The organism is Nocardiopsis sp. CNT312 (assembly GCF_000515115.1).
Lineage (GTDB): Bacteria > Actinomycetota > Actinomycetes > Streptosporangiales > Streptosporangiaceae > Nocardiopsis.
Genome location: NZ_AZXF01000030.1, coordinates 15,422 through 41,332, shown reverse-complemented (window position 1 = coordinate 41,332; position 25,911 = coordinate 15,422). Strand labels below are relative to the sequence as shown.

Annotated in this window: 21 protein-coding genes; 8 read left to right on the top strand and 13 right to left on the bottom strand. The window is 71.1% G+C overall.

Features of this window, described 5'->3' with window-relative positions; genetic code table 11:
* Window positions 1-3 precede the first annotated feature (3 nt).
* From ehuB to ectA, 4 genes are all read right to left on the bottom strand, one after another.
* The gene (gene ehuB, locus B042_RS0114470; RefSeq protein ID WP_231494098.1) at window positions 4-861 is read right to left on the bottom strand and encodes an ectoine/hydroxyectoine ABC transporter substrate-binding protein EhuB; all 858 of its coding nucleotides are present in this window, start codon (window positions 859-861) and stop codon (window positions 4-6) included.
* A 464-nt stretch (window positions 862-1,325) separates the two neighbouring features.
* Window positions 1,326-1,742, bottom strand: a complete 417-nt coding sequence (locus B042_RS0114465; protein WP_028648902.1) for an ectoine synthase — start codon at window positions 1,740-1,742, stop codon at window positions 1,326-1,328.
* 162 nt (window positions 1,743-1,904) lie between these two features.
* Window positions 1,905-3,170 carry a diaminobutyrate--2-oxoglutarate transaminase gene (gene ectB, locus B042_RS0114460; RefSeq protein WP_028648901.1) on the bottom strand — a complete coding sequence of 422 codons (1,266 nt, stop codon included), beginning with the start codon at window positions 3,168-3,170 and terminating at the stop codon, window positions 1,905-1,907.
* A gap of 89 nt (window positions 3,171-3,259) precedes the next feature.
* Window positions 3,260-3,748, bottom strand: coding sequence for a diaminobutyrate acetyltransferase (gene ectA / locus B042_RS0114455; RefSeq protein WP_255342348.1), 489 nt, complete (start codon window positions 3,746-3,748; stop codon window positions 3,260-3,262).
* An 804-nt stretch (window positions 3,749-4,552) separates the two neighbouring features.
* Here ectA and B042_RS0114450 point away from each other — a divergent pair.
* The 3 genes from B042_RS0114450 (at window position 4,553) to B042_RS26145 (ending at window position 6,235) form a co-directional block, all read left to right on the top strand.
* Window positions 4,553-4,819, top strand: coding sequence for a WhiB family transcriptional regulator (locus B042_RS0114450; RefSeq protein WP_028648899.1), 267 nt, complete (start codon window positions 4,553-4,555; stop codon window positions 4,817-4,819).
* Window positions 4,820-4,956: 137 nt separating this feature from the next.
* The gene (locus tag B042_RS26150; protein ID WP_028648898.1) at window positions 4,957-5,535 is read left to right on the top strand and encodes a hypothetical protein; all 579 of its coding nucleotides are present in this window, start codon (window positions 4,957-4,959) and stop codon (window positions 5,533-5,535) included.
* A gap of 28 nt (window positions 5,536-5,563) precedes the next feature.
* The gene (locus tag B042_RS26145) at window positions 5,564-6,235 is read left to right on the top strand and encodes a copper resistance CopC family protein (RefSeq protein WP_051415702.1); all 672 of its coding nucleotides are present in this window, start codon (window positions 5,564-5,566) and stop codon (window positions 6,233-6,235) included.
* 82 nt (window positions 6,236-6,317) lie between these two features.
* On the opposite strand, the gene B042_RS0114435 is transcribed toward B042_RS26145, so the two are convergent.
* Window positions 6,318-7,079 (bottom strand): PP2C family serine/threonine-protein phosphatase, encoded by a 762-nt coding sequence (locus tag B042_RS0114435; protein WP_028648896.1) that lies wholly within the window; start codon window positions 7,077-7,079, stop codon window positions 6,318-6,320.
* Between the two features lie 710 nt (window positions 7,080-7,789).
* On the opposite strand from B042_RS0114435, the gene B042_RS0114430 reads away from it, so the two are divergent.
* Together B042_RS0114430 and B042_RS0114425 are read left to right on the top strand one after the other, a co-directional pair.
* Window positions 7,790-9,076, top strand: a complete 1,287-nt coding sequence (locus tag B042_RS0114430) for a glycosyltransferase (RefSeq protein ID WP_028648895.1) — start codon at window positions 7,790-7,792, stop codon at window positions 9,074-9,076.
* Complete coding sequence (locus tag B042_RS0114425) at window positions 9,073-10,044, top strand: anti-sigma factor RsbA family regulatory protein (RefSeq protein ID WP_028648894.1); 972 nt, start codon at window positions 9,073-9,075, stop codon at window positions 10,042-10,044. The genes B042_RS0114430 and B042_RS0114425 overlap by 4 nt, the downstream gene beginning before the upstream one ends.
* Here B042_RS0114425 and B042_RS0114420 read toward each other — a convergent pair.
* Together B042_RS0114420 and B042_RS23280 are read right to left on the bottom strand one after the other, a co-directional pair.
* Complete coding sequence (locus B042_RS0114420) at window positions 9,992-10,339, bottom strand: STAS domain-containing protein (RefSeq protein WP_028648893.1); 348 nt, start codon at window positions 10,337-10,339, stop codon at window positions 9,992-9,994. The two genes, B042_RS0114425 and B042_RS0114420, sit on opposite strands and share 53 nt — an antisense overlap.
* 132 nt (window positions 10,340-10,471) lie before the next feature.
* Entirely contained in the window at window positions 10,472-11,299 is an 828-nt protein-coding gene (locus B042_RS23280) for an ANTAR domain-containing response regulator (RefSeq protein WP_081748794.1), read from the bottom strand.
* Between the two features lie 150 nt (window positions 11,300-11,449).
* Between B042_RS23280 and B042_RS23275 the strand changes: the two genes are divergently transcribed.
* Window positions 11,450-12,673 carry a PAS domain-containing protein gene (locus tag B042_RS23275; RefSeq protein ID WP_051415701.1) on the top strand — a complete coding sequence of 408 codons (1,224 nt, stop codon included), beginning with the start codon at window positions 11,450-11,452 and terminating at the stop codon, window positions 12,671-12,673.
* Here the strand turns inward: B042_RS23275 and B042_RS0114405 are convergent.
* Together B042_RS0114405 and B042_RS0114400 are read right to left on the bottom strand one after the other, a co-directional pair.
* Entirely contained in the window at window positions 12,670-13,308 is a 639-nt protein-coding gene (locus B042_RS0114405; protein ID WP_028648892.1) for a two-component system response regulator, read from the bottom strand. The two genes, B042_RS23275 and B042_RS0114405, sit on opposite strands and share 4 nt — an antisense overlap.
* Before the next feature lie 6 nt (window positions 13,309-13,314).
* Window positions 13,315-17,670 carry a HAMP domain-containing protein gene (locus B042_RS0114400; protein ID WP_028648891.1) on the bottom strand — a complete coding sequence of 1,452 codons (4,356 nt, stop codon included), beginning with the start codon at window positions 17,668-17,670 and terminating at the stop codon, window positions 13,315-13,317.
* 239 nt (window positions 17,671-17,909) lie between these two features.
* Here B042_RS0114400 and B042_RS0114395 point away from each other — a divergent pair, with 239 nt between their 5' ends.
* Window positions 17,910-20,108 (top strand): SpoIIE family protein phosphatase, encoded by a 2,199-nt coding sequence (locus B042_RS0114395; protein WP_369797707.1) that lies wholly within the window; start codon window positions 17,910-17,912, stop codon window positions 20,106-20,108.
* 21 nt (window positions 20,109-20,129) lie between these two features.
* Here B042_RS0114395 and B042_RS0114390 read toward each other — a convergent pair whose 3' ends face one another.
* Window positions 20,130-20,735 (bottom strand): response regulator transcription factor, encoded by a 606-nt coding sequence (locus B042_RS0114390; RefSeq protein ID WP_028648889.1) that lies wholly within the window; start codon window positions 20,733-20,735, stop codon window positions 20,130-20,132.
* A 220-nt stretch (window positions 20,736-20,955) separates the two neighbouring features.
* Between B042_RS0114390 and B042_RS0114385 the strand changes: the two genes are divergently transcribed.
* On the top strand, window positions 20,956-22,617 hold the full coding sequence (locus tag B042_RS0114385; RefSeq protein ID WP_028648888.1) for a S1C family serine protease: 1,662 nt from the start codon (window positions 20,956-20,958) through the stop codon (window positions 22,615-22,617).
* 91 nt (window positions 22,618-22,708) lie between these two features.
* Here B042_RS0114385 and B042_RS0114380 read toward each other — a convergent pair whose 3' ends face one another.
* From B042_RS0114380 to B042_RS0114370, 3 genes are read right to left on the bottom strand one after another with little or no spacing between them, the layout of a single operon-like run.
* Complete coding sequence (locus B042_RS0114380; protein WP_028648887.1) at window positions 22,709-24,151, bottom strand: HAMP domain-containing sensor histidine kinase; 1,443 nt, start codon at window positions 24,149-24,151, stop codon at window positions 22,709-22,711.
* Window positions 24,148-24,834 (bottom strand): response regulator transcription factor, encoded by a 687-nt coding sequence (locus B042_RS0114375; RefSeq protein ID WP_028648886.1) that lies wholly within the window; start codon window positions 24,832-24,834, stop codon window positions 24,148-24,150. The genes B042_RS0114380 and B042_RS0114375 overlap by 4 nt, the downstream gene beginning before the upstream one ends.
* Before the next feature lie 60 nt (window positions 24,835-24,894).
* Complete coding sequence (locus B042_RS0114370) at window positions 24,895-25,824, bottom strand: CoA ester lyase (RefSeq protein ID WP_028648885.1); 930 nt, start codon at window positions 25,822-25,824, stop codon at window positions 24,895-24,897.
* Between the last annotated feature and the right edge of the window lie 87 nt (window positions 25,825-25,911).

The following is a 25,911-nucleotide window of genomic DNA, read 5'->3' as shown; positions in this document are numbered from 1 at the left end:
GTATCAGCCTTCGCAGAGTTCGGCGGTCGTGACGTCGTCGGGCAGGTCAGCCTCGGTGAAGCCCCACTCCTCGCCAATCTCCAGGAGGCGTCCGTTCTCCTTGAACTCGGCGATGACCCGGTTGACCTCCTCCACGAGCGAGGCCTCTTCCTGGCGGAAGGCCAGGCCGCCCCAGCCCTTCTCCTGCGTGCCGTCGATCTCGGGGAAGAAGGCCTCGGTGACCTCGAAGGGCCCGCCGCGGTCGAGCAGCAGATAGGTGTGGGACACGCTCAGCATGGAGACGGCGTCCACACGGCCCGCGTCCAGCAGCTCATAGCCGGTGGTCTGGTCCGGGATCAGTTCGAGCTGGTCCTCGGGGATACCGAAGTGCTCGGCGTAGCCCTGTTCCACGGAGCCGTTGAGGACCGCCAGCTTGAGGTCGGAGTTGTCCACGAACGACGTGAAGTGGGTAATGTCGTCCGGGTTGCCCTCGTTGACGAGGAAGGCCTCCGGGGAGGTGGCGGTCGGCTCGCTGAAGGCGACCTGCTGGCAGCGTTCGGGGTTGATGAACATGCCGGCGGCGATGACGTCGAACCGGCTGGCCTGCAAGCCCGGGATCAGACCGTCCCAGGCGACGGATTCGGCCTGGATCTCGGGAACGCCGAGCTCCTCGAAGACCGCCTGGGCCACGGCCGGGGACTGACCCGCCGGGTTGCCGGCGTCGTCGATGAAGCCGAAGGGGATCTCGCTGGCGAGGCCCACGGTGACGAAGCCCTGCTCGCGCAGGCGGTCCAGAGTGGACTGGCCGCCACCCTCACCGCCACCGTCACCGCCACCGTCCACCCGGCTGCAAGCGGCGAGACCGGCCACGGCGAGCCCCACACCGCCCAGTCGGAACGCGTCTCGGCGGCCCCACGTCGCACCCTGGTTGACCGCTGGTACCTGCTTCTTCACGACTGCTCCTCGTAGAACTCGGGGGAGCGGCGCCGCCTCGTCAAGCAGACGGCGACGCCGCGCGTTCGGGGGACAGGAACTCCTGCCTCTGAGGTCTCCGCGAGGGGGTGGCACACGGCACGGAGACCGGCCGCCGACAGGACTGGGCCGGCGGCACTGGTACGGGATTCTCCCTACCCAGGCCGCTTATCAGTAACTAGGCACGATTAGTCCGTTATGCACTGGTTATGGGGCCTCTACCAGCCAGTGAACGCCGAGAGAACACCGCCGTGCGCCGCCACCTGTACCGCGTGACCGTGGGTGGCTCAGGGGGTCACTGTGGGGGTTGGGCCTCGTGAAACGGATACGGGCGGGACCCCCAGGGTCCCGCCCGCACGCATGCCGCCCGGTCGTCAGGCGACCGGGGCGTCGCCCTCGGCCGGCTCCTCGACGATGAGCGGGTACACGCCGTTCTCGTCGTGCACCTCGCGCCCGGTCACCGGCGGGTTGAACACGCACAGCACACGGAAGTCCGTCTTGGGGCGGACCGTGTGCTTCTCGTGACCGTTGAGCAGGTAGAGGGTGCCCGGGGTGATGACGTGCTTCTCCCCGGTCTCATCGTTGGTGAGTTCGGCCTCACCCTCGATGCAGTGCACCAGTTCGATGTGGTTGGCGTACCACATGCTGGTCTCGGTACCCGCGTACAGCACGGTCTCGTGGAAGGAGAAGCCCACCCCCTCCTTGGCCAGGATGACCCGGCGGCTGCGCCAGTTGCCGTGCTCGACGTCGCGGTCGGTGCCGTTGACCTCGTCCAGGCTGCGAACGATCACTGATGGTCTCCTTTAACGCGCTCGTGCGCCAATCGCTTCGGTCCATTCAACACGGACAGGGCCGGTCGGCTTCCCTTCCGGGAGGGTGCCGACCGGCCCCGTGAACCCTGTGTTTCCTTCGGGGGGAGCCCCGGGGCCCACAGGACCCCGGGAGGGCCTGTCTCAGGCCGGCTGCGCCACCTTCACCGCGGCACGGACGGACTCGGCGATGATGTCGAGGCCCTGGGTGAACTCGTCCTCGGTCGTGGTGAGGGGCGGCAGGAGCTTGGCCACCTCGTCCTCGGGGCCAGAGGTCTCCAGGAGCAGGCCGCGGTCGAAGGCCTCGGCGGTGACCCGCTTGGCGACGGCGGCCTCCTCGAAGGCGATACCCCGGGCCAGGCCCCGACCCCGCACGTGCGCACCGGTCTCGGGGACCTCGTCGGCGATCTCCTGGAGACGCGCGGCCACCATCTCGCCCTTGGCCTTGGTGGCCCGGGCGAAGGAGTCGTCGCTCCAGTAGCGGTGCATCGCCTCGACGCCGGTCACCATGGCCGGGTTGAAGCCGCGGAACGTGCCGTTGTGCTCGCCCGGGCTCCACACGTCCAGCTCGCGCTTGAACAGCGTGAGGGCCATCGGCAGACCGTAGCCGCTGATGGACTTGGAGAGCGTGACGATGTCCGGGGTGATCCCGGCCTCCTCGAAGCTGAAGAAGTCGCCGGTGCGGCCGCAGCCCATCTGGATGTCGTCGACGATCATGAGGATGCCGTACTCGGTGCACAGCTCGGAGAGCCCGCGCAGCCACTCGGCGCTGGCGGCGTTGATGCCGCCCTCGCCCTGGACCGTCTCGACGATGACCGCGGCCGGCTTGTCCAGGCCACTGCCGCTGTCCTCCAGCAGGGTGCGCAACCAGAGGAAGTCCGGGGTCTTGCCGTCGAGGTAGTTGTCGAAGGGCATGGTGGCGACGTGGTCCAGCGGGACACCGGCACCGCCGCGCTTCATGGAGTTGCCGGTCACGGCCAGCGCGCCCAGGGTCATGCCGTGGAAGCCGTTGGTGAAGTTGATGATGGTCTGGCGTCCGGTGTACTTGCGGGCCAGCTTCAGCGCGGCCTCGACGGCGTTGTTGCCCGCCGGGCCGGGGAACTGGATCTTGTAGTCCAAGCCCCTGGGTTTGAGGAGGACCTCCTCGAACGTTTTCAGGAACTCGCGTTTGGCGGTGCTGTAGGCGTCGAGGCTGTGGACGATCCGATCGTCGGTGAGGTACTCGATGAGCGAGGCCTTCAACTCGGGGTTGTTGTGCCCGTAGTTGAGGGATCCGGCCCCGGCGAAGAAGTCCAGGTAGGGCTTGCCGCTCTCGTCGTAGACGTGGCTTCCGACGGCCTTGTCGAAGACGACAGGCCAGTTCCGGCAGTATCCGCGGACTTCGGACTCGAGGCGCTGGAAGGTCTCCATCGTGTGTTCCTTGGTTCCTTTCCCCAAGTTCGTGGGCTCGTGGCTTTGACGACGGGGTGGGTCAGGATCGGTCGATCCGTTGCGGATGGTCAGGCACGCTCTTGGCTCGTCCGCGGCCCGAAGGGGCCGATGCGGACGAGGTCCTCTGGTTCGTGGGGGGTCCCGCCGTCCTGCGGGAAGTGCTCCTCGGTGAAGAGCGGGCTCCATGCGATCTCGGTGTCGCGGTCCCGGGCGAACGAGGAGAACAGCGCACGTGATGCGGTGTTGTCGGGTGTAACGGTCGCTTCGAGATAACGAATTCCCTGGTCGGCGATCCGGTCACCGATGAAGTCGAGCATCCGGCGGGCCAGCCGCTGTCCGCGGTACGCGGAGTCGACGGCGACCTGCCAGAGAAAGTACGTGTCCGGGCTGTCGGGGCGCACGTGTCCGGTGACGTAGGCGGCGAGACCGCCGTCGGGATCGCGGGCGACAACGCTCGTCTTCGCGAAGTCCCTGCACCAGAGCGTGTAGGCGTACGGAGAGTTGACGTCCATCCCCGCCTGGCCCGCCAGCCGCCACATGCGCGGCCCGTCCTCCAGGGACGGCTGCGCCAGGCGCACGTCCCCGCGGCCCGCGGCCCCTGTGGCCCCAGAGCCGTTGGCCCCGCCGTCGGTCCGGTCGCGTGCTTGGAGGTTCGTCTGTAGATGTGGCACGTCGAATGAACTTAGCAACCGAACACCAAGAATGATTCAGGCAGATTCCGCCCACATGTTTGACCAGATCAGCAGCGGGTAGGACCCGTTTATTTAGCAGCGCAACAACGACCTGGCCAGAGCCCTCGCGGGGGGCCTTCGGTGTGCGGCTCCCACCGTGAGTGCCCTGTCCATCAGGGGATTTCGCCTTTCGCGCGCGGGCCGACCACGGTGGGTCGCCGCGCGGTTCGGCGCGTGCGGCGGATCGCGCTCAGGGTCAAACATAGAGCCTTCAGGGGCATTATTAACAGTGCATTAAGTCACATCAATTCGGTGGAAAGCTCGCGACATAACGCTTCACGCGCGTGAGACACATCGCAAAGACACCGCACCGAAGCGCACGGAACCGCTTCTGGGCAGGCACTTCCGAACCGAAGCCCGCACCCCCTCGGCGCAGACCCCGCACGGCGACGGCATCCGGGAAGACGCCCTCCGCCCCGCCCGCGCTCCTCGGGGCCTTGATGGATCTGTGCTTTTCCAGCAGACTCCATGTAGTACTACAAGAGGTCGTACTACACTTGGTCGCATCGCTTCGCCCCAGACCCGGGAGCGAGGCGCCCGGAAACCGTGGTGAGGCCGAGGCCCCTCCCGCCGTGGGACCCACGGCGGGGGACACCGACCACGGATCTCAGCCACGGATCGGAGGCTCACGTGAACCGCCTGTACCACGAGAGCGAGGACTGGGTCGTCCAGGGACGCTGCCGCTCCTACGACCCGGAGCTCTTCTTCCCGGTCAGCAGCACCGGAATCGGACGCGCCGACACCGAGCAGGCTCTCACCGTCTGCCGCAGTTGCCCTGTTCGCCAAGAGTGCCTGCGGTGGGCGCTGCGAGTCGGCGAGGCCCACGGCGTCTGGGGGGGGACCACCCCGGAGGAGCGCCGCTACATGCGGCGCGCCGTCCTGGCCCCCGCCTCGTAAGGCGTCGGCACGGGCCGTCGGGCGCGAGGGGGACCGCACCCGACGGCCCGCGCCGGGCGGCTCACGCGCTTCTCACCGTCAGCCGGGTGTGAGCCCCCTCCTTGCGGCCCCACCTGCCAGGTCCTAGGTTCGGTCACGTGCGCCCCGCCCACGGCACCCTCCGACTCACCCGCACCGCACTCCTGGCCGGTGCGTGCACATGGCTGTCCTGGACGGGGCACAACCTGTCGTCCGCCACCCCCGCACCCGCGGCCGGTCTCGTCCTGGCCACCGTGCTCCTCGTTCCGGTGCTGTGGCACTTCACCAAGGTGATGCGCGGCTTCACCGACATCTTCGCGGTCCTGGCCTGCGCCCAGCTCGGCCTCCACGCCGTCCTCCAGGGCACCGGCGGGCCGACGCCCTCCTTCGGGGCGGAACACAGCGGGCACGGCCTCCTCGCGCACCTCGTCGAGCTGGGCCTGGCCCCGGGCATGCTCCTAGCCCACCTGTGGGCGGCGCTGCTCGCAGCCGCTCTGCTCGCCCACGGCGAGTCCGCCCTGTGGCGGCTCACGGCCCTGCTGTCCCGGGCCCTGCCACCGCTGCTGCTCGTACGCACACCTCCCGGCCCTGCGACGACCGCGCCTCCGGCGCCCCCGGCCGCCGTTCCCACCGCGTCCGCCGCGCCGTCCGCGCACGGCCCGCGCGCGCCCCCGGGTTCTCCGCGCGTCCCAGCCTGAGAACACCCCGGAACGGAAAGAAGCCCGCATGTCATCCGAGACCACCCGCACACCACTGCGCCGCCCCACCGCGACGGCGACGGCCGCAGCGGCCGTCCTGGCGCTGGCCATGGCCCCCTCCCCCGCCCTGGCCCACGACGCACTCATCGACTCCTCGCCCGGGGACGGGGCGACCCTGGACGCGGTCCCCGAGGAGGTCGTCCTCACCTTCAACAACGAACCGCTGGCGAACGGCAGCGCGAGCACGGTCGTCGTCACCGGTCCGGACGAGCGGACCTACACCGGTGAGGCGCCCCTCGACTTCGACGGCACCGACGTCACGGCGGAACTGCTTCCCCTGGACCAGGCGGGCGACTACACCGTCGCCTTCCGCATCGTCTCCTCGGACGGCCACCCCATCCAGGACACACTGGAGTTCACACTGACCGAGGAGGCCGTCACGACCGCCGCGGAGGAGGTGCCGGCCGAGACCGACGGGCAGGAGACGGCCGTCGCTGAGGAAACCAGCGAGGAGGCCGCCCCGGAGACGCCCGCGGTCGAAGCCGACGAGCAGGCCGTGAGCGGGGCGGAAGAGGGGACGGGCGGCAAAACGCTGCTCCTCGTCCTGGGCGCCGTCCTCGTCCTGTTCCTCGTCCTCTCCATGATCGTTCTCGTGCGTGCACGCCTGCGCGGGATCGAAGCCGCGAAGGGCGACGAGTAACGGCGGCGAACGGTGACAGGGGTGGTGCGTCGGCCTCGGTCGACGCACCACCCCTGTGCTCTGTCCACGGGCCCCGGAGGGCTCACAGCCGACGTGCGAGCAGAATGCTGATGTTGTCCTTGCCCCCGGCCTCCATCGCGGCCTGCCAGAGGGCGTGCACGGCCGCCTCGTCGCTGCCGGCCTCGCCGATCATCCGCTCCATCTCCTCGGGCAGGACCAGGTCGGACAGGCCGTCGCTGCACATGAGCCAGGCGCTGGGGTCGGAGTCGTCGTCGCGTCCCACGTGGGGGACCATCACGCCGCCCGCGCTGCCGCCCAGGGACTGGGTGATGAAGTTCGTGGTGACCGGTCGGCCGTCCTCGGAGGGCGGCAGCGCCGGGGAGTCGTCCTCGGAGAGCTGGCGCAGGCGGCCCCGCTCCAGGCGGTAGGTCCGCGAGTCTCCGACGTTGAACCAGAAGTTGCCGTCGCTGTTGAGCAGGACACCGGCGACCGTGGTCCCCATACCGGAGAATTCGCTGTGCTGGGTGGCGTGGTCCTTGATCTCCTCGTCGATGTTGCTGAGCAACTGGGCGATCTCCTCGGGCCCCTTCAGCCGGGGGCCCATCTCCGCCATGCGGTGCACCGCGTGCTCTGAGGCGATCTCCCCCGCGGCCTGGCCGCCGATACCGTCGGCGACCGCGAGGATGACCGGCTCGCTCACCGGGAGTACACAGCGCACAGGCGAGGTCATGTTCGCGCTGGCCACGGTGAGCGCGCCCATGACGACCGAGTCCTCGTTGGCGGGACGGACAGCGCCCCGGTGTGTGAGAGCCGTGACGATGACTTCCCCACCAGCGACACCCATACGCCCTTCCTCCCGTTCCTTCGGCCGCGGCCGGTCGCCCGGCGTACGCCGCCGAACCTTACCCGAGTCCCGTGCCACGCGCGGATTCTGTAACCGTACCGCCGGAATAGCAGCGGGGGCGGTCAAAATCCGCGTACATCATTGCGGAAAACAACCGGATGCGCAGCGCCCGCCCGGGGCACCACCGCCGAAAGTGTCGCAGTCGACGCACCCGGGGACGGGCCCGGTGCGGTCCCGCTCTGACAGTAGCGGTGCTTCCGGAGGCACCTCAGCAGGGTTCCAACAACACGGGTCGCCACCGGGAACAGGAGACTTCCACCAGGTTACGGTCGATCCCGAAGCTCCCTTCCGCCCAGGCGAAGACCGGCTGACACGTTGTGGCTCCCTGCACCGTCTGGCAGAATGGGGCCCGTTGGGTGTCTAAGACGCAGACACACACGACCCGCGCCCCGAGCGCCGAACCGAACACGGGTTCGCCCGGAGGCACACTTCCTTCCCTGACGGTCGTTTGGTGTGGTCATTGGTGCGTCTTCCCTCTCTTCCCCTCCCCTCTCCGCGACACGTGTCCCATGTGCGCGTCCGCACCGGGGCGCCCCCTCCAGCCGTGTTGACGGCCGCACCCCCTCCCCGGGACGTCGACCTTCCGACAGAGCCCCTTCGTGCCCGCCCACGACGGACACGCCTCCTCCGTGTCCAAGGAGTCCAGCCCAGTGAAGATCGCCATGGTCGCCGAACACGCCAACCCCCTCCCCGCCCACCGCGGTGAGCCGTCCTGTCCCGCGAGCCTGCACGCCTGCGCCCTGTCCCGGCAGTTGGCCAAACGCGGCCACAAGGTGACGGTCTACTCGCGCCGCAGCGACCCCGAGCAGCCCGAGGGCCGCACCCGAATGGCCCGCGGAGTGTCCGTGGTCTACCTCGACGCCGGCCCCTCGCGCCCCCTCGGCCGCGACGAACACACCGAGCACACCGGGGCCTTCGGAAGCGCCCTCGCCAACGCCCTCGACGAGGACGCCCCCGACCTGCTGCACGCCGTGGACTGGACCAGCGGTCTGGCCGCCCTGCACGCACGGGCCCACAGCGGTAAGGACCTGGGCTCCGCCCCGGTCATCCAGACGTTCCACTCCGTCAACGCCAGCGAACAGCGCTCGGGGCTCCCGGAACGGCCCGAGCGCACCCGCATGGAGACGGTCCTCGCCGCGCGCGCCGACCATGTCCTGGTCAACTCCACCGACCAGAAGGGGGAACTGGCACGGCTCGGCGTGCCCCGCTACCAGGTGAGCGTGGTCCCCTTCGGGGTGGACACCGACCACTTCAGCGTCGAGGGCAGCGCCTCCACCGAGCACTGGCAGCGCCGACGCGAGGAGAGCCCCCGACTGGTCTCGGTCACCTCCCTCACCGAACCCGGCGGCGCCGGGCGGCTGGTGGAGGCGATGACCCGCCTGCCCGAGGCCGAACTGCTCATCGTGTCCACGTCCCAGAACCGCGACGTGGCCGTCGACGAGGACGCGCGCGGGATCGAACTCCTCGCCAAGGAGGCGGGAGTGGACGACCGCGTCCACCTGACCGGCCCCGTGGACCGCAAGGAACTGCCCCGTCTGCTGCGCTCGGCGGACGTGTACGTCTCCGCGGCCTCCTACGACCCCTTCGGCGGGGCCGTCGTCGAGGCGATGGCCTGTGGTCTTCCCGTGGTGGCCACCGCCACCGGTGCGGTCCCCGGCGCGGTGCTGCACCGCACCAGCGGTGTGCTGATGCGGTTCGGTAGGCCCGACGAGGTCGCCCGGGCCGTCCGCTCCGTGCTCAACACCCCGACGATGAGCTCGGCGTTCGGGATCGCCGCCGCGGACCGGGCCCGGTCGCGCTTCACCTGGCAGCGGATCGCGGTGGAGACGGAGCTGGCCTACCAGCGCTCCCTGCCCCAGCAGCCGGAGCAGGAGGACTCCGACGAGGACGACGCGGACCTCTCCCTCCTCTCCGCGGCCGCGCACCCGCAGCGGTGACCTTCGAGCACCAGGGCCTGCTCTTCCACCGCGAGGAGCGGCTGCACGAGGTGGTCGGGCCATGGCTGCGCTCGGCTGTGTCCGGGGGCGCCCACACAGTGCTCGTCGTCGGCGGGCACCGCTCCGAGGCGTTGACCGCGGCCCTGACCGGTGCCGAGCGGTCCCGGGTGCACGTCACTGAGCGCTCCCGGGTCTTCTCCGCTCCGGGGCGGACCCTCGCCCTGCTGCACCGGCTCGCGCTGTCCCACGCCCCCGGCCCCGTGGCCGTGGTCGCCGAACCGCCGCTGGCCGAGGCTCCGGCACTGGAGCGCCGCGAGTGGCACCGGCTGGAGTCGGTGCTGGACACCGCACTGTCCTCACTACCGGTGCGGATGCTGTGCGTGCACGAGGCCGCTGGGCTGCCCTCCGGAGCGCGGGCGGCGGTACGTGCCACGCACCCCGTGCTGGCGGCACCGGGCGGTTCTCGGTCCAACCCCGGATACCTGGGGAGAGCCGCGTTCGGGGCCCTGCCGGACGCCCCGGAGCCGCTGCCCGTCACCGGGCCCGTCCACGTGCGGGAGATCGGCGGCCCGCTGCCGGTCCTGCGCCGGGAGCTCACCGGGCTCGGAAGGGCGCTGTCCTGGCCGGAGGAACGGGTCGACAACCTCGTGACGGGGGTCAACGAACTGGCCGCCAACGTCTTGGAGCACGGCGCGGGCAAGGGCACCGTGACCCTGTGGCGCGGGCCGGGGCGGTGGGTGTGCGACGTGTTCGACGAGGAGGGCGGCCTCGACGACCCGCTGGCGGGCTACTGTCCGGGCGACGGGGTGCGCTCCCGCGGGTACGGGCTCTGGATCGCCCGTCAGACCTGCGACTTCATGGAGATCTGCGGCGGCCGCACCGGATCCCTGGTGCGGCTGCACCTCCTCGACCGCCTCAGCGGCCCAGCGATCGCACGGCCGCGGCGGTGCTTTCGGCAATCGGGATGACCTGGTCGATCCCCGCGATCACGAACAGTCTGTGGACCTGCCGCTGCGGCTCGGCGACCACTAGGCCCACGCCCAGGTCCCGAGCCTGCCGGTAGGCGGCGACGAGAACACCGATGCACCGGGAGTCCAGGAAGCCGACCCCGGCCAGGTCGATCACCAGCCCGCGGGGCGGCTCCTCCCCGAAGAGACGTTCGAGCGCGTCCGCCAGCGCCGGAGAGGTCGCCGCGTCCAGTTCCCCTTCGAGGGCGACCACAGCGACACCGTCCTCGCGGCGTGTCGAGATGTCTGACGTCACTCCGGGTTCTCCTTGTTCTCTCCAGGCCCGGCGCTCGGCTCCGGCCCGCCCGCCGCTTTCGGGCCGCCCCCGGGGGAGACCCGCTTCCGCGGAAGCGGTGCCCGGGCGCGCCGAGGCGCCCCCGAAGCCTCATCATGACGGCTTTCGGTCACGCGGTGGACTCATCCCGCGGCCGTTGCCGCCGTGTTCACCTCCCGCTTCCCGCGGGCGGTGCTCCTGTCCCCGGGGGACGGAGTTCTCCCGAACGAGGTCTCCCGCCACGTCCACGACCTTCTTGCGGTTGCGCTGGGCCACCTCGCGCAGAGCCACGAAGGCGGCATCGGCGTCACAGCCCCGCGCGTGCATGATGATGCCCTTGGCCTGGTCGATCACCGTACGCGCCGACATCGCCCTGCGCATGTGCGCGGTCTCCCGGGCGATGTCGGCGCGTCGGCCGACGCTGTGCAGGGCGGCCGCCGCGTGCTCGGCGAGCAGGGCCGCGAGCGGGACGACCACCTCCTCGTCGAAGGCGTCGGCGCGGCCGGAGTGCACCCCGAAGGTGATGACCCGGTCGCCGTGCCCCTCGCCACCGCTGACGAGGCTGGGCTGGGTGACCGAGGAGCGGTCCCCGCACTGCACGGCCATGCTGGTGTACCGGGGCCAGCGGTGCTCCCTGAGGACGTCGCCGACCCGGACCTGGCGCATCTCGCGTACGGCCTCCACCGTGGGCCCCTGGTCGCTGGTGTACTGGTACTCGAAGGCCTCGGCGAGGTCGGCGTGGGAGGCGCCGTAGTCGGTGACCACGTGCCGCGCCGAGCCGTCGGGGCCCACGACCTCCCGCCAGACGACGACCAGGGCAGCCGAGCAGCCGGGCACCCCCAGGGCGGCGGCCCGGCTCATCTGGTCCAGGGCCCGGTCGAGTGTGGCGTTCTCGGCCTGTCCCAGCGCCCCGACGTCACGGGCCAGGCGCTCGATCCACACCCTCCCACCTCACTTCCGCGGTTCGGAGGCCTCTCACCACCGTAACGCGGTCGCCACGCCGGATCCCACATCCGCTAGCGTCGACACGAGACCCGCGTCGGTGCCACGCTCCGACGCCCACCCGACGGACGAACGACCGGAGACCTGAGCGTGTCGGATAACCTCGCCGGACTGCGGAGGGAGATCACCGCTCTGGGAGAGCGTGTGGAGGCCCTCGGCAGCACGCACTCCATGTACCCCGACGACGCCCGGAGCACCGCTGAGGCGGCCCTGGCCGAGCTGGAGTACGCCGAGCGGCTGCTGGGGCGTGCGGACGAACTGCTCGAACGGTCCCGGCCGGAGCGGCCCGGTCCCCGCCGTCCCGGGGACGACGGGGACCGGACGCTGCTGCGGGCGATGTTCGCGGAACTGAGCGTCCCCGTGGTGCTGCTCGACCACGACGGCCACATACGGCGGATCAACAACGCGGGCGCCGCACGGCTGGGCAGCGCGCCCGGATACCTCACGGGCAAGCCGTTCGCGCACTTCGTCGATCTGCGCAAACGTGCGGCGCTGCGGTCGTGGCTGGCGTCCGTGCTGCGCGGCGATGGCACCGCCTCGCTGGAGTCGCGGATGGCCCAGCGCGGCTGGGCGGAGGACGTGCACCTGACGCTGACCCGCCTGGAGCTGCCCACCGAGGCGCACCCCCTGGTGCTGGTGGCGATGTCGCCGCCCGTGGACGGAGCCGAGGAGGAGGGGCCCGCCCCGCTGGAGCCGGAGGTGGAGGACCAGGTGGTGGTCCTGGCCGCCCGGCGGCTGGACGTGCTGACCCGCATGACCCGTCTGCTGCTGCGCAGTGCCGGACCGGGCGGGAGGGGGGAGCCGCTGCCGCTGGCCGACGTGGCCGAACTGCTGGCGGACTCCTACGCCGACTGGGTGCTCGTGGACGTGTGCGACCTTCCCGAGGGGCCGCGGGCGGCGCGCAGGGCCGCCGTGGCGGGCCCGTCGGGCGGCCCGGGCGATCCGAAGCGGGAGGTGGAGCAGGCCGACCCCGGCGCCTCCGCCATCCCCGGCGACGTGCTCAAGGGCGGGAAGTCGCTGCTGTTCCCGCTGATCGAGGACGCGGACGGGCTCGGCCGCACCGCGTCCGGCGCCCCGCTGCTGACCCTGCTGGGCGCGGGTTCGCTGCTGTCGGTGCCCCTGAGCGGTACCCGGGGGGTGCGCGGCGCGCTGACACTGATCCGGCGCAGCAACCGGAGCAGTTTCCGCCTGGCCGACCTCGGCCTCATCGAGGAGATCGGGGAGCACGTCGGTTTGGCGCTCCCCCCGCGCTCCTCCTCCCAGACACCGCTCCGTACCGTCCGGCGCAGAGGCGACCGGCGGAGCGGAGACTAGACGGGTCCGTGGATCGTGTCCACGAGCGCGGACAGGCGCCCCACGGAGCGGTCCATCCTGCGCACGCCCTCCACCAGTTCCTGGTCGACGTCCTGGTCGCGGTCGACGATGTGCGCGCGAAGCTGGGCGAGGTCGCTCTGCACCTGGCGAGCGTGCCGTGCGATGCGTTCCACGAGGACCTTCCCGGGCTCCCCGGTCTGCTGCGCGAGGTCGCGCTGGAGGGTGCGGGCCTGCTCGCGCATCCGCTCCCGGAGCTGGTGGAGTTCGACGAACACCTCGACCTTGGAGCGCAGCACCCAGGGGTCGAACGGTTTGAGGAGGAAGTCGACCGCGCGGGAGGCGTAGCCGCGGAAGACCTGGTGCCGGTCGAACTCCTGAGCGGTCAGGAAGATGATCGGCACGTCCTTGGTCTTCTCGCGCTGCTTGATGTGCGCGGCCGTCTCGAACCCGTCCATACCCGGCATGACCACGTCGAGCAGGATCACCGCGAAGTCGGTCCCCAGAAGGTGTTTGAGCGCCTCCTCACCGGAACTGGCCCGGACCAGGTTCTGGTCGAGGGAGGTGAGGGCCGCCTCCAGCGCGATCAGGTTCTCTTCTCGGTCGTCCACGAGAAGGATGTTGGCCTTCTGGGTCACGATGAACTACTCCACGTCCTCGTTCGGGCCGGACTGGGCGGAGGCGTCGGCGTCCGTGCGGCCACGGCCCCCGGTCTCGCCCGCGTCCTGGGCGCTCGCCCCGGCGATGGTCTCCTCCCGACCGGCGGTCAGCCAGCGGAGCATGACGTCGAGCAAGTGGTCCAGGTCCACCGGTTTGGTGACGTAGTCGGTGGCTCCGGACGCCAGGCTGCGTTCCCGGTCCCCCTGCATCGCCTTGGCGGTGAGGGAGATGATCGGCAGGGCGGCGAACTGCGGCATGTCCCGGATCGCGCGCGTCGTCGCGTTGCCGTCCAGTTCGGGCATCATCACGTCCATCAGGACGAGCGCGATGTCCTCGTTGGCCTCCAGCATGGCGATGCCCGAGTGCCCGTTGTCCGCGTACAGCACCTCCAGCCCCTGGGCCTCCAGCGCGCTGGTGAGGGCGAAGACGTTGCGTACGTCGTCGTCGACGATGAGCACCCGCCGACCGTTGAGGACGGCGCTGCGCTCGGGGTCGGTCCGGGCCTCGGCGGCTTCCTGTCCGACATCGGTCCCCTCCTCGTCGGCGAGTTCGACGGCTCTGAGCACCGGCACGCTCGGCAGCGGTTCGCCGCCGAGGTCGGTGAGCGCGGCGACGGCCGCGTCGAAGTCCTCGTCGGGGATGGCTCCGCGGCCGTCCTCGTCGAACGCGTCGCCGTAGGCGGCCTCCCGTCTCCTGGCGGCCTCCAGCATCGGCAGCGAGTCCACCCCGGTGATCTCCTCGGTACGGCTCGCGGCGTCCTCGGGCAGGCGCACGGGCAGCAGCAGGGTGAAGGTGGACCCCTGGTTGACCACGCTCTGCACCCGGATCTCACCGCCCAGGAGGCGGGCGAAGTTGCGGCTGATGGACAGCCCCAGGCCGGTGCCGCCGAACCGCCGCGACGTGCCCCCGTCGCCCTGGTGAAAGGCCTCGAAGATCACCTGGAGCTTGTCCTGGGCGATCCCGATGCCGGTGTCGGCGACAGTGAACGCGATGACCTCTTCGTTCTCGGAGAACATGTCGAGGTCGGCCTCGTCGAGGGCCCAGGCGGGCTCGATGAGCAGCCGCACCTCGCCCTGCGGTGTGAACTTCACCGCATTGGAGAGCAGGTTGCGCAGGATCTGCTGGAGCCGCTGCTCGTCCGTCCACAGGGTGCCGGGGATGTCGGGGGAGACGTCGACCGCAAAGGCGAGCCCCTGTTCTCCGGTGACCGGGCGGAAGGTGGCCTCGACGTAGTCGACGAGCTGGGCGATGGACACATCGCTGGGCTGCACCTCGGCGCGGCCGGCCTCCACCTTGGACAGGTCGAGGATCTCGTCGATGAGCAGGAGCAGGTCGCTGCCGGCCTTGTGGATGGTCTGGGCGAACTCGACCTGCTTGGGCGAGAGGTTCTCTTCGCCGTTGTCGGCCAGGAGCCGGGCCAGGATCAGCAGGCTGTTGAGCGGTGTGCGCAGCTCGTGCGACATGTTCGCCAGGAACTCCGACTTGTACTTTGAGGAGACCTGGAGCTGGTGGGCACGCTCCTCCAGGGCGTCCCTGGAGCGCTGGATCTGCTGGTTCTGGAGTTCGATGGCGCGGTTCTGGTTGGCCAACTGGGTGGCCTTCTGCCGGAGCTCGGCGTTCTTGCCGCGCAGCTCCTCCTGCTGGCGCTGGAGCTCGTTGGACCGTTCCCGCAACTGGCCGGCGAGCTGCTCGGACTGTTCGAGCAGGTACTCCGTCTGGTTGTTGGCCAGGATGGTGTTGATCGTGGTCCCGATCAGGGAGCCGAGCTGGCGCAGGAAGTTCTTGTGGATCTCGCGGAACTCGGTGTAGGCGGCGAACTCCAGGACGCCCAGCGAGCGCTCCTCGGAGACGATCGGCAGGATGTACAGGTACCCGGGCTCGGCCTCCCCCAGCCCCGACCGCACGTTGACGTAGCCCGAGGGGAGGTTGCCGACCTGCTGCTCGACCTGCTGTTCCAGTGCCTCGCCCGCCAGGCCGACCCCCTTGCGGACCCGGCGTCTGGGCTCGTCGGGGGTGCAGCCAAAGCCCGCGTAGAGCCGGAAGACGTCCTCGTCCCCCTGGTCCTCGGGCAGGTAGCAGGCGCCGTGCTGGGCCTTCACCAGCGGGGTCACCTCGGTCATGATCAGGCGTGCCAGCTCGTGCAGGTCCCGGTGGCCCTGGATGTGGCCGGAGATGCGGTTGAGGTTGGACTTGAGCCAGTCGGCGTCGCGCTGCGTCTCCGTGGTCTCGCGCAGATTCGACACCATCAGGTTGATGTTGGCCTTGAGCTCCTCCATCTCGCCTCGGGTGTCGACCTGGATGTTGCGGGTCAGGTCGCCCTTGGCCACGGCGTTGGCGACCTCGGCGATCGCACGCACCTGGGTGGTGAGGTTCCCGGCCAGGCCGTTCACACTGTCGGTGAGCTGGCGCCACGTACCCGAGACTCCCTCGACTCGGGCCTGGCCGCCCAACTGGCCCCGGCTTCCCACCTCGTGGGCCACGCGCGTGACCTCGCTGGCGAAGGAGTCCAGCTGGTCGACCATCGTGTTCACGGTGGTCTTGAGTTCCAGGATCTCGCCCTGGGCGTTGACATCGATCTTCTTCGTGAGGTCGCCGGCGGCCACCGCGGTCGTGACCTCGGAGATGTTGCGCACCTGCGTGGTGAGGTTGTGCGACATCGAGTTGACGTTCTCCGTCAGGTCCTTCCAGATGCCCGACACGCCCTTGACGTTGGCCCGGCCGCCGAGCTTGCCCTCCGTACCCACCTCGCGCGCCACCCGGGTCACCTCGTCGGCGAAGGCGGAGAGCTGGTCGACCATCACGTTGATGGTCTCCTTCAGCTCCAGGATCTCGCCCTTGGCGTTGACCGTGACCTTCTTGGTCAGGTCGCCGGCGGCCACCGCGCGCGTGACCATGGAGATCTGCCGCACCTGGTAGGTGAGGTTGTTGGCCATGGAGTTGACGTTGTCGGTCAGGTCCTTCCAGACCCCGGAGATGTCGCGCACGTGGGCCTGGCCGGCCAGCTTGCCCTCGGTGCCCACCTCGCGCGCCACACGCGTGACCTCGCCGGCGAAGGAGTCCAGCTGGTCGACCATCGTGTTGATGGTGTCCTTGAGGTCGAGCATCTCGCCCTGGGCGTCCACGGTGATCTTCTTGCTCAGGTCACCCTCGGCGACGGCGGTGGTCACCTGCGAGATGTTGCGGACCTGGTAGGTGAGGCTGTTGGCCATGGAGTTGACGTTGTCGGTCAGGTCCTTCCAGATGCCCGACACGCCCTTGACGTTGGCCCGGCCGCCGAGCTTGCCCTCGGTGCCCACCTCACGGGCCACCCGGGTCACCTCGTCGGCGAAGGAGTCCAGCTGGTCGACCATCGTGTTCACGGTGTTCTTCAGGGCCAGCATCTCGCCCTGGACGTCCACCTCGACCTTGCGGGTGAGGTCGCCCCGGGCGACCGCCGTCGTCACCTGGGAGATGTCCCGCACCTGGTTGGTGAGGTTGTCCGCCATGGAGTTGACGTTCTCCGTCAAATCCTTCCAGGTGCCCTGGACCCCGCGCACGTTGGCGCGGCCGCCGAGCTTGCCCTCGGTGCCCACCTCGCGCGCCACCCGGGTGACCTCGTCGGCGAACGTGGACAACTGGTCCACCATCGTGTTCACGGTGTCCTTGAGGTCGAGCATCTCGCCCTGGACGTCGATGGTGATCTTCTTGGTCAGGTCGCCCCGGGCGACCGCCGTCGTCACCTGGGAGATGTCCCGCACCTGGTTGGTGAGGCGGGAGGCCATCTGGTTGACCGACTCGGTCACCTCGCGCCAGGTGCCCGAGACCCCCTGGACCCTGGCCTGGCCGCCGAGCTTGCCCTCCGTGCCCACCTCGCGCGCCACCCGGGTCACCTGCTCGGTGAAGTCGCTCATCTGCCCGGCCATCCGGTTCACGGTGGTGGCCAGGCGCAGCAGGTCGCCCTTGAGTTCGCCGCTGCGCCCCTCGGTGGAGGCGCGGCGGCTGAGCTCGCCCTCGGCGACGGAGTCGAGGACCCCGGCGACGTCGGTCACCGGTTCAGCGACCTCGTCGAGCAGGTCGTTGAGCGCTCGGGCGCTCTCGCCCCAGGCACCGCGGGAGGGGTTGACCGCGACCCGCTCGTGCAGCCGCCCCTCGTTGCGGACGACGTCGCCGACGCGCTGCAACTCGCTGCTGAGCTGCTCGCTGTGGTCGACCACCTCGTTGAAGACCGAGACGATCTCCCGGATCCTGCCGTTGCCGCGTGCGCGCAGACGCACGCTGAAGTCGCCGTCCCGCATGCGGTACAGGGCACTGAGGATCTCGTCGAGTTGTTCCTCGGCCAGTTCCCTCGTCGCCTCCGGCATCGAACTCTCCAACCTGGTGTGGTCCACCACGGCCCCGTGCGCGCGTCCACGAAACGGATGTGTCGGTCACTTACACTAACCGGCTCCGGCCCCCGCACAGTCGGGTTCGACGCAATTCGCTGGGGACGGGCCGCCCGTGCCCTGCCGCGGGGACCCTCCAGTCCCCCCGGCCCGCGTATCGTGGCACTAGCGGCCCTTTCCACCGCCGCCCACGCCCAGCGACGAAGGACACCCCGGTCTTGTCTGCACCAGACGACACGTCCAAGGCCACCCGGCACGTGTTCCCGCCCGCCCCGGAAAGCGCGGCGGCGGCTCGGGAGTTCGTCCACGCGCGCCTGTTGGCCTGGGGGGTGCGGGAGCCGCTCGACGACGTGGTCCTGCTCGTCAGCGAACTGGTCACCAACGCCGTGATCCATGCCCGTTCGCCGCTGGAGGTCGCCCTCCGCCGGGCGGACGGCCAGATCGAGGTGATGGTGACCGACGCGGTGCCCCGCGGCACCGTTCCGCAGGCGGGCCCCCTGCGGGTGGACGCCTCCGCTCCCCCGGACAACTCCCGCGGCGGCGGCCTCGGCCTGGCCCTGGCCTCGGCCATCGCCTCCAGCTGGGGCGTGAGCTACGGGCACGAGGACAAGGCGGTGTGGTTCCGCGTCCCGGACGGCCCCCGCGGCTCCGCGCCGGGCCGCGCCTCCCTGGAGTCCCCGCCGACCCGCCGGGCCCCGGAGCGTCCCGCCCGCCCCAGCACGTGGTCGTCGCTGGATACCGCCCTGAGGTCGCGGCTGAGCCTGCCGCAACTGCTGGAGCGGACCGTGGAGACCGCGGCCGTCGCCCTGGGCGGGGACGCGGCCTACATCACCCTGGCCACCTCGGACGAGACCATGTGGGAGGTGCGCTGCGCGGTCGGTCTGACCCACGGCGGGCCCTGGCGCCCGCTGCGGGTGCGCACCGAGGAGACCTTCCCGTCGGCGGCGCCGGAACCGGGCCCGGTGATCAACGACGATCTGATGATCGCGCGCGCCCACCGGGGCCGGCTCTCCCGTGCCGGGATGCGCTCCCTGGTGACCGCTCCGCTCATCGTGGACGGCCGGGTGACGGGGCTGCTGGGCGTGGCCTCCAAACGCACCCGGCACTTTGGCCCTACGTCTTCGCAGCGCCTCCAGGACGGCGCGGACCGCATCGCGCTGCCCGTGGAGCGCGCCCGGCTGGCCGAGGTGGAGCGGGGCCGCAGGGCCTCGCTCAGCTTCCTCGCGGAGGCGAGCGACCTGCTGGCAGGAACCCTGGACGAGCGCATGACCGGTGCGCTGGCCGCACAACTCATCACCTCGCGCCTGGGACGATGGTGCGCCATCCACACCACCAACGAACTGGGCGCTTTCCAGTTGGCGCACGTGGCGCACGGCGACGAGAAGCTCAACGACATCCTCCGCGGCCTGCTGTCGGACGTGCACCCGCGCGAGCAGCTCAACCCGACCCCCCTGTGGACCCCGGCGGAGCTGTCCAAGGAGGGGCTGGGCGAGGAGCTCGTCCGCGAACTCGCCCACGGACCAGCCATCAGCGTGCCGCTGGTCGCGCACGGCCGTGTCCTGGGGTGGATGACGGTCGGCAAGCACGAGTCGGAGGACTTCACCCGTGACGAGGTCGACGTGACCGACGACCTGAGCAGCCGGGTGGCCTCGGCGATGGAGAGCGCCCGGCTGCACGAGCGACAGGCCGCGATGAGCGACGCCCTCCAGCGCAGCCTCCTGCCCGCGAAGGAGAAGGAGCCGGTGATCCCCGGCGTGGACCACGCGGTGTTCTACCGGCCGGCGGACGAGAAGAACGTGGTCGGCGGCGACTTCTACGACGTGTTCGCCGCCAACGGCCGGTGGTGCTTCGCGGTCGGGGACGTGTGCGGGACGGGACCCGAGGCGGCGGCGATCACCGGACTGGCGCGGCACACGCTGCGTGCGCTGGCCAAGGAGGGCTTCTCCCCCGCCTACATCATGCAGCGGCTGAACATGGCGATCCTGGAGGAGAACACCTCCACCCGCTTTCTGACGATGCTGTACGGGGAGCTGTCCCCCATCGCCGGCCCCGAGGGCGGTATCCGGCTGCGGATGGTGTCGGCCGGGCACCCGCTGCCGATGCGGCTCAACCCGAGGGGTGAGGTGGCGGCGTTCGGTGCCTCCCAGCCGCTGCTGGGCGCGTTCGAGGACGTGGAGTTCTCGAACGAGAGCGTGGACCTGCGCCCCGGCGAGGTGGTCCTGGCGGTGACCGACGGTGTGACCGAGCGGCGCAGCAACTCCGACATGCTCGGGGACGAGGGCCTGATGAAGATCTTCTCCGGCTGCTCCGGTCTGACCGCGCAGGCGGTGATCAGCAGGATCGACCGCGAGCTGGAGGAGTACGCCCCGGGCGGGCACACCGACGACACCGCGATGATGGTGCTGCGCCTGCTGTGAGCCGCTCCCGGCCGCGGGTCCTCAGAGCCAGCCCATGTCCTGGGCGGTGCGGATGGCGGCCATCCGGTTCTCCGCGCCGGTCTTGCCGATGGCGTTGGACAGGTAGTTGCGCACGGTCCCCTCGGTCAGGTGCAGGGCTCGGGCGATCCGGGCGACGGTGGCCCCGTCGGAGGCCGCGCGCAGCACCTCGGCCTCGCGCTCGGTGAGGGGGCTCTCCCCGCCGGCCATCGCGGCGGCGGCGAGGTCGGTGTCGATGTAGCGCCCGCCCCCGTGCACGCGGCGGATGGCGCCGGCCAACTGGTCGACGGGGGCGTCCTTGGCCAGGAAGCCGCGGGCGCCGGAGGCCAGGGCGCGGCGCAGGTAGCCCGGACGGGCGAAGCTGGTGAGGATGAGCACGCCGCAGTGCGGTGCCCGCTCCTTCAGTGAGACCGCCGCCTCCAGCCCGGTGAGGCCCGGCATCTCAATGTCCAGAACCGCGATGTCGGCCCCCTGTTCCAGGACGGCGTCGCCCACCAGGTCGCCCCGGCCGACCTCGGCGACGACGCCGAGGTCCTCCTCCAGGCCCAGCAGCGCGGCGATCGCCCCGCGGACCAGGTGCTCGTCATCGGCCAGAACGATCTTGATCAAGGTCTGCCCTTCCTGTGCGCCGCTTTTATACGGGGGAGGTATGTTTCCATCACAGATGGTGCATATGCGAGACACGGGGGTCGGTGGCCGCCCGGGCCCCACGCGCACCGGGACGGCAGGGACTCGAAACCCTGGTATATCGGTCTCTCACCCTGTTCTCACCCGCGCGAACCATCATGGATCCCGTCAGTAGGCATCGTCCCGCAAGTCGGAGGCTGAGTTGAACCCCAACGAACCGAGTGCAGGCCAGGCGGACGGGGACGGCGCTCCCGACCAGCGCCCCGCCCAGGCCCCGGATCAGCGCGAGGCCGCCGCCGGGGCGCAGGGGCACTCCCCCCGGTTCGACGACACCGAGGCCAGCCCAGAAACACCGCGTGAGCAGCCAGCCGGGACCGGAACGACCGGGGAGGCGACCTCGGGAGAGCCCCCTGTCGGGGCCGGTGACCGGGCGGAGAGCGGACCACGGTTCGCCCCCACCGGCCAGGGACCGGAGCCCCGCGGCTGGGCGGCGGACCCCGAGGGGGCCGGGCAGGCCCCCTACACCTACCCGCCGCCCGGAGCGGCGCACGCACCCGGCTGGAGCCAGGACCGCGCCGGCCAGTACGGCCAACCGGGCCAGCCGTACGGCCCGTACCAGAACGGCCCCGGCGGACCGTACCCGCCGCACGGCACCCCCGGGCAGTATCCGCAGGGGGGCGAGACGGGCACCTTCGCCCCGGGCGGCCACCCCGGGTTCAGCGGCGGTCAGCCGCCCTACGGCCCTCCAGCCCCGCCCGCCCCCCGCGGCGGGTCGAGCGGCCGCGGACGGGTCGTCGCCGTCGCCGCGATCACCGCGCTGGCCACCAGCCTCGTGGTCGGCCCGATCGCGGCCGTGGGCACCGCCTACCTGCTGCCCGGCGGAGGGTCGATCAGCTCGCTCACCAGCGAGCAGGGCACCACGCCCACCGAGGGCGAGGTCGGAGCCGTCGCCGAGGCCGTCCTCCCCAGCGTCGTCTCCATCCAGACCGTCAACGGGAGCGGCAGCGGCGTGATCATCTCCTCCGACGGCGAGATCCTCACCAACGCGCACGTCGTGGAGGCCGCCACCCAGAGCGGCGGCCCCCTCCAGGTGCAGTTCAACGACGGCACGACGGCGACCGCGCGGGTCCTGGGTTCGGACACCGTCTCCGACATCGCGGTGATCCAGGCGGAGGGGCGCACCGGCCTCCAGGCCGCGACCCTCGGCGACTCCGACCAGGTGGGCGTGGGCGGCGACGTGGTCGCGATCGGATCGCCGCTGGGCCTGTCGGGCACGGTGACCTCCGGCGTGGTCAGCGCGCTCGACCGGCCGGTCAACACGGGCGTGATCGAGAGCGCCGTCGGCCAGACCTCCACCGTGATCAACGCGATCCAGACCGACGCGGCGATCAACCCCGGCAACTCCGGCGGGCCGCTGGTGAACCTGAACGGCGAGGTGATCGGGATCAACACCGCGATCGCCGGTCTCTCGGAGGAGAGCGGTTCGGTGGGCCTGGGCTTCGCCATCCCCATCAACCACGTCCGCCCCATCGCCGAACAGCTCATCGAGGAGGGCAGCGCCACCTACTCCGCGATCGAGGCGACCATCACCGGAAGCAACACCGGTGGGGCGACGGTCGTCGAGGTCAGCGAGGGCGGTGCCGCCGACCGGGCCGGGATCGAGGCCGGGGACGTCGTCGTGGGTGTGGACGGCGAGGTCGTGACCTCACCGGACCAGCTGATCGCCCTGATCCGGTCGCACCGGCCCGGCGACGAGGTGACCTTCGAGGTGCTCAAGCAGGGTTCGGGGGAGGAGCAGGAGGTGACGGTGACACTCGGGGAGCAGACCTCCTCCTCCGTCCGCTCGGGCGAGGACGGGAACTGATCCCGCCTCACCGACCCGCGCGCGAGGGGACGGCCGCGGCCACGGGGGCCGGCCGTCCCCTCGCGCGTTCCCGCCGCGGCGCGGACGGCGGTCAGTCGTCCCGCTCCGGCGGTGGGTGCAGCGGCAGCGCGAACCCGACGACCGCGCCACCTCCCTCCCGGTTGCGGGCGGACACCGTGCCCCCGTGGTCGAGCGCGATGTCGCGGACCATGGCCAGACCGAGCCCCGAACCGGGCAGGGCGCGCGCCTCCGTGGCCCGGTAGAACCGGTCGAAGACCCGGCCCAGCTCGTCCGGGCCGATCCCCGGCCCCCGGTCGAGGACCTCCACCGCCCCGTTCCGGACCCTGATCTCGATGGGTTCCGTGCCCTCGGCGTCGAACTTGGCGGCGTTCTCCACCGGATTGGCGACCGCGCGCTCCAGGGCCCCCGGACGCCCCCAGACCACACTGTCGTCCGCGTCCACGACGATCGCGCGCCCGGTGCGCCTGCGGGTCCTGGCCGCGACGCGCTCGGCGACCCCGCGCAGCTCCACCGCGCTGCGGGGCTCGTCCTCCCGCTCGCCGGTGGCCAGCCCCACGAGTTCGTTGACCAGGGAGGTGAGCTCGCGCGTCTCACCGCGCAGGTCGTCGATGAGCCGTCCGCGCGCCTCAGGGCTGAGCCGGTCCACCCGGTCCAGGATCTGGACGTTCGTGTACAGGCTGGTCAAAGGGGTGCGCAGTTCGTGAGCGGCGTCCTGCACCAGCCTGCGCTGCTCCTCCTTGGACCGGGCGAGGCGGGCGAGCATGGCGTCAAAGGCGCTGCCGAGGCGGCCCACCTCGTCGCGGTCGGCCCCGCCCCGCTCCGGGGTGACCGTGTCGAGCCGGCCCGTGGAGCTGACGTACTCGGCGGCCTCGGTGAGGCGGACCAGGCGGCGCGTGGTGTGGCGGCCCATGAGCCAGCCGGTGCCCGCGGCGGCCAGCGCCACCAGCGCCCCGGCCCACAGGATCTGGGTGGCGAGCCGGTCGATGATCTGCTCGGTCGGGGACAGCGGCTGGAGCAACTGGACGGCACCGCCGCCACCGCCGATGGAGACCGTCGCCAGCCGGAAGGTGCGGCCGGCCACGGTCACCTCGCGCGTCTCGTGCACACCGGGCTCCCCGGATCCGGCGATCTCCAGGTCCCGGTCGGTGAGGGGGGCGACGACCACGTGGTCGAGGTCGGCGGGCGGGACCCGGCGTTCACCGTCGGGGCTCAGGTACTGGGCCTGGAAGCGTTCGCTGGAGGTGATGAGGAGCCTGGAGCCGACCGCCTCGGCCGCACCGGACTCGTATCCGGCCACGAGTTCGTCGGACAGCTGCCGCACCGTGCCGTCGAACTCCCCCTGGGCGTCGGCCCGGATGAGGGAGGCCGCGGTCGAGTAGGCGAGGGCGCCCACGAGGACGACGGTCGCGGCGGCCACGAGCGCGAACAGTGCGGCGAAACGGGTGCCCAGCCGCCAGTCCCGGGGGCGCCGCAGGAGGCCGTGCGGGATCGGGCGCCGGCGCGCGGCGCTCACCGGCGGAGCGTGTAGCCGACGCCGCGCACGGTCTGGATGAGCCCGTCGTCACCCAGTTTCCGGCGCAGGTAGCTGATGTACACGGCCAGGTTCTTGGACTCGGGGCCGAAGTCGTAGCCCCAGATGCGGTCGTAGATGGTGGCGTGGTCCAGGACGATCCCGGTGTTGCGGACCAGCAGTTCGAGGAGGTCGAACTCGGTCTTGGACAGCTCCACCTCGCGTTCGCCGTACCAGACCCGCCTGGCGAGCGGGTCCAGGCGCAGCGCGCCGACCCGGAGCGGCCCCTCCGGTGCCTCCTCCTCCGTGACGGGGGCGGCCCTGCGCAGCAGGGCCCGCAGCCGGGCCAGGAGTTCGTCGAGTTCGAAGGGTTTGGCGAGGTAGTCGTCGGCACCCGCGTCGAGGCCGGCCACCCGGTCGGGGGTCTCCACGCGCGCGGTGAGCATGAGGATCGGGGTGCGGTCGCCCTCGGCGCGCAGGACGCGTGCCACGCCCAGACCGTCGACCCCGGGCATCATGACGTCGAGGACGAGCAGGTCGACCGGCCCGGCGTGCACCGAGGCGAGCGCCTGGACCCCGTCCTCCACCGTGCGCACCTCGTACCCCTCCAGTTGGAGGGCGCGTTCCAGTGAGTCCCTGATCGCCCGGTCGTCGTCGGCGACCAGGACCGTGGCTGCGGCTTCCATGGCGCCATGGTCCACTATCCGGGTGAGAGGCCGGTAAGAGGCGCGCGTGCCGGGGCCGTGTCAGGGTGTGCGCTCCATCCCGGCCGCGCGGCCCTTGCCGGCCACCACGAGGGCCATCTTGCGCGAGGCCTCGTCGAGCATCTCGTCGCCGAGCATGACGGCGCCGCGACGGTCGACGGTGGTGGCGTGCTCGTAGGCGTCCAGGATGCGTTCGGCGTGGTCGTAGTCCTCCTGGGAGGGGGCGTAGGCCTCGTTGGCCGCCGCCACCTGGAGGGGGTGCAGCACCCATTTGCCGTCGAAACCGAGGGCGGCGGTGCGTCCGGCGGAGCGGCGGAAGGCGTCCACGTCGCGGATCTGGAGGTAGGGGCCGTCGACGGCCTGGAGGCCGTGCGCCCGCGCGGCGGTGAGGATGCGCATGAGCACGTAGTGGTAGGCGTCGCCGGTGTCGTAGCCGGGCGGCTGCTCCCCCACGACCAGGGTCCGCATGTTGAGCGAGGCCATGAAGTCGGCGGGCCCGTAGACGAGGGACTCCAGCCGGGGCGAGGCGGCGGCGATCGCGTCGACCTCCGTCAGGCCGCGCGCGTCCTCGATCTGCGCCTCGATCCCGATCCGGCCGACCGGGAGCCCGGCGGCGCGTTCGACCTGGGTGAGGAGCGTGTCGAGCCAGTGCACGTCGCGCGCGGAGGTGGTCTTGGGCAGGACGAGGCAGTCCAGGTGCGCTCCGGCACCCTCCACGACGGAGATCACGTCCCGGTAGGCCCAGGGGGTGGAGGCGTCGTTGACGCGCACGGAGCGCACCCTGCCGCCCCAGCCGCCCTCGTTGAGCGCGGTGACGACGGTCTCCCGCGCCGCCTCCTTCTCCGAAGGGGCGACCGCGTCCTCCAGGTCGAGGAAGAACGCGTCGGCGTCCAGGCCCCGCGCCTTCGCCACGAACCGGGGGTTGGATGCCGGGACGGCGAGTACCGACCGCCGCGACCTGAGTGCGCCCATCACCGCTCCTTCTCGTCATCGGGACGGGTGTAGATCACCCCGCACGCGGCCCATCATGGCACCGCACCGTGCGTAGGGTGTGCTCCG

What these genes read in the sequence shown, in the direction of transcription:
- ectB (WP_028648901.1), bottom strand. Translation starts at nt 3,170, where the DNA reads ATGGAGACCTTCCAGCGCCTCGAGTCCGAAGTCCGCGGATACTGCCGG.
- B042_RS0114370 (WP_028648885.1), bottom strand. Translation starts at nt 25,824, where the DNA reads ATGGGCGCACTCAGGTCGCGGCGGTCGGTACTCGCCGTCCCGGCATCC.
- B042_RS0114375 (WP_028648886.1), bottom strand. Translation starts at nt 24,834, where the DNA reads ATGGAAGCCGCAGCCACGGTCCTGGTCGCCGACGACGACCGGGCGATC.
- B042_RS0114435 (WP_028648896.1), bottom strand. Translation starts at nt 7,079, where the DNA reads ATGGGTGTCGCTGGTGGGGAAGTCATCGTCACGGCTCTCACACACCGG.
- B042_RS0114400 (WP_028648891.1), bottom strand. Translation starts at nt 17,670, where the DNA reads ATGCCGGAGGCGACGAGGGAACTGGCCGAGGAACAACTCGACGAGATC.
- B042_RS26145 (WP_051415702.1), top strand. Translation starts at nt 5,564, where the DNA reads ATGTCATCCGAGACCACCCGCACACCACTGCGCCGCCCCACCGCGACG.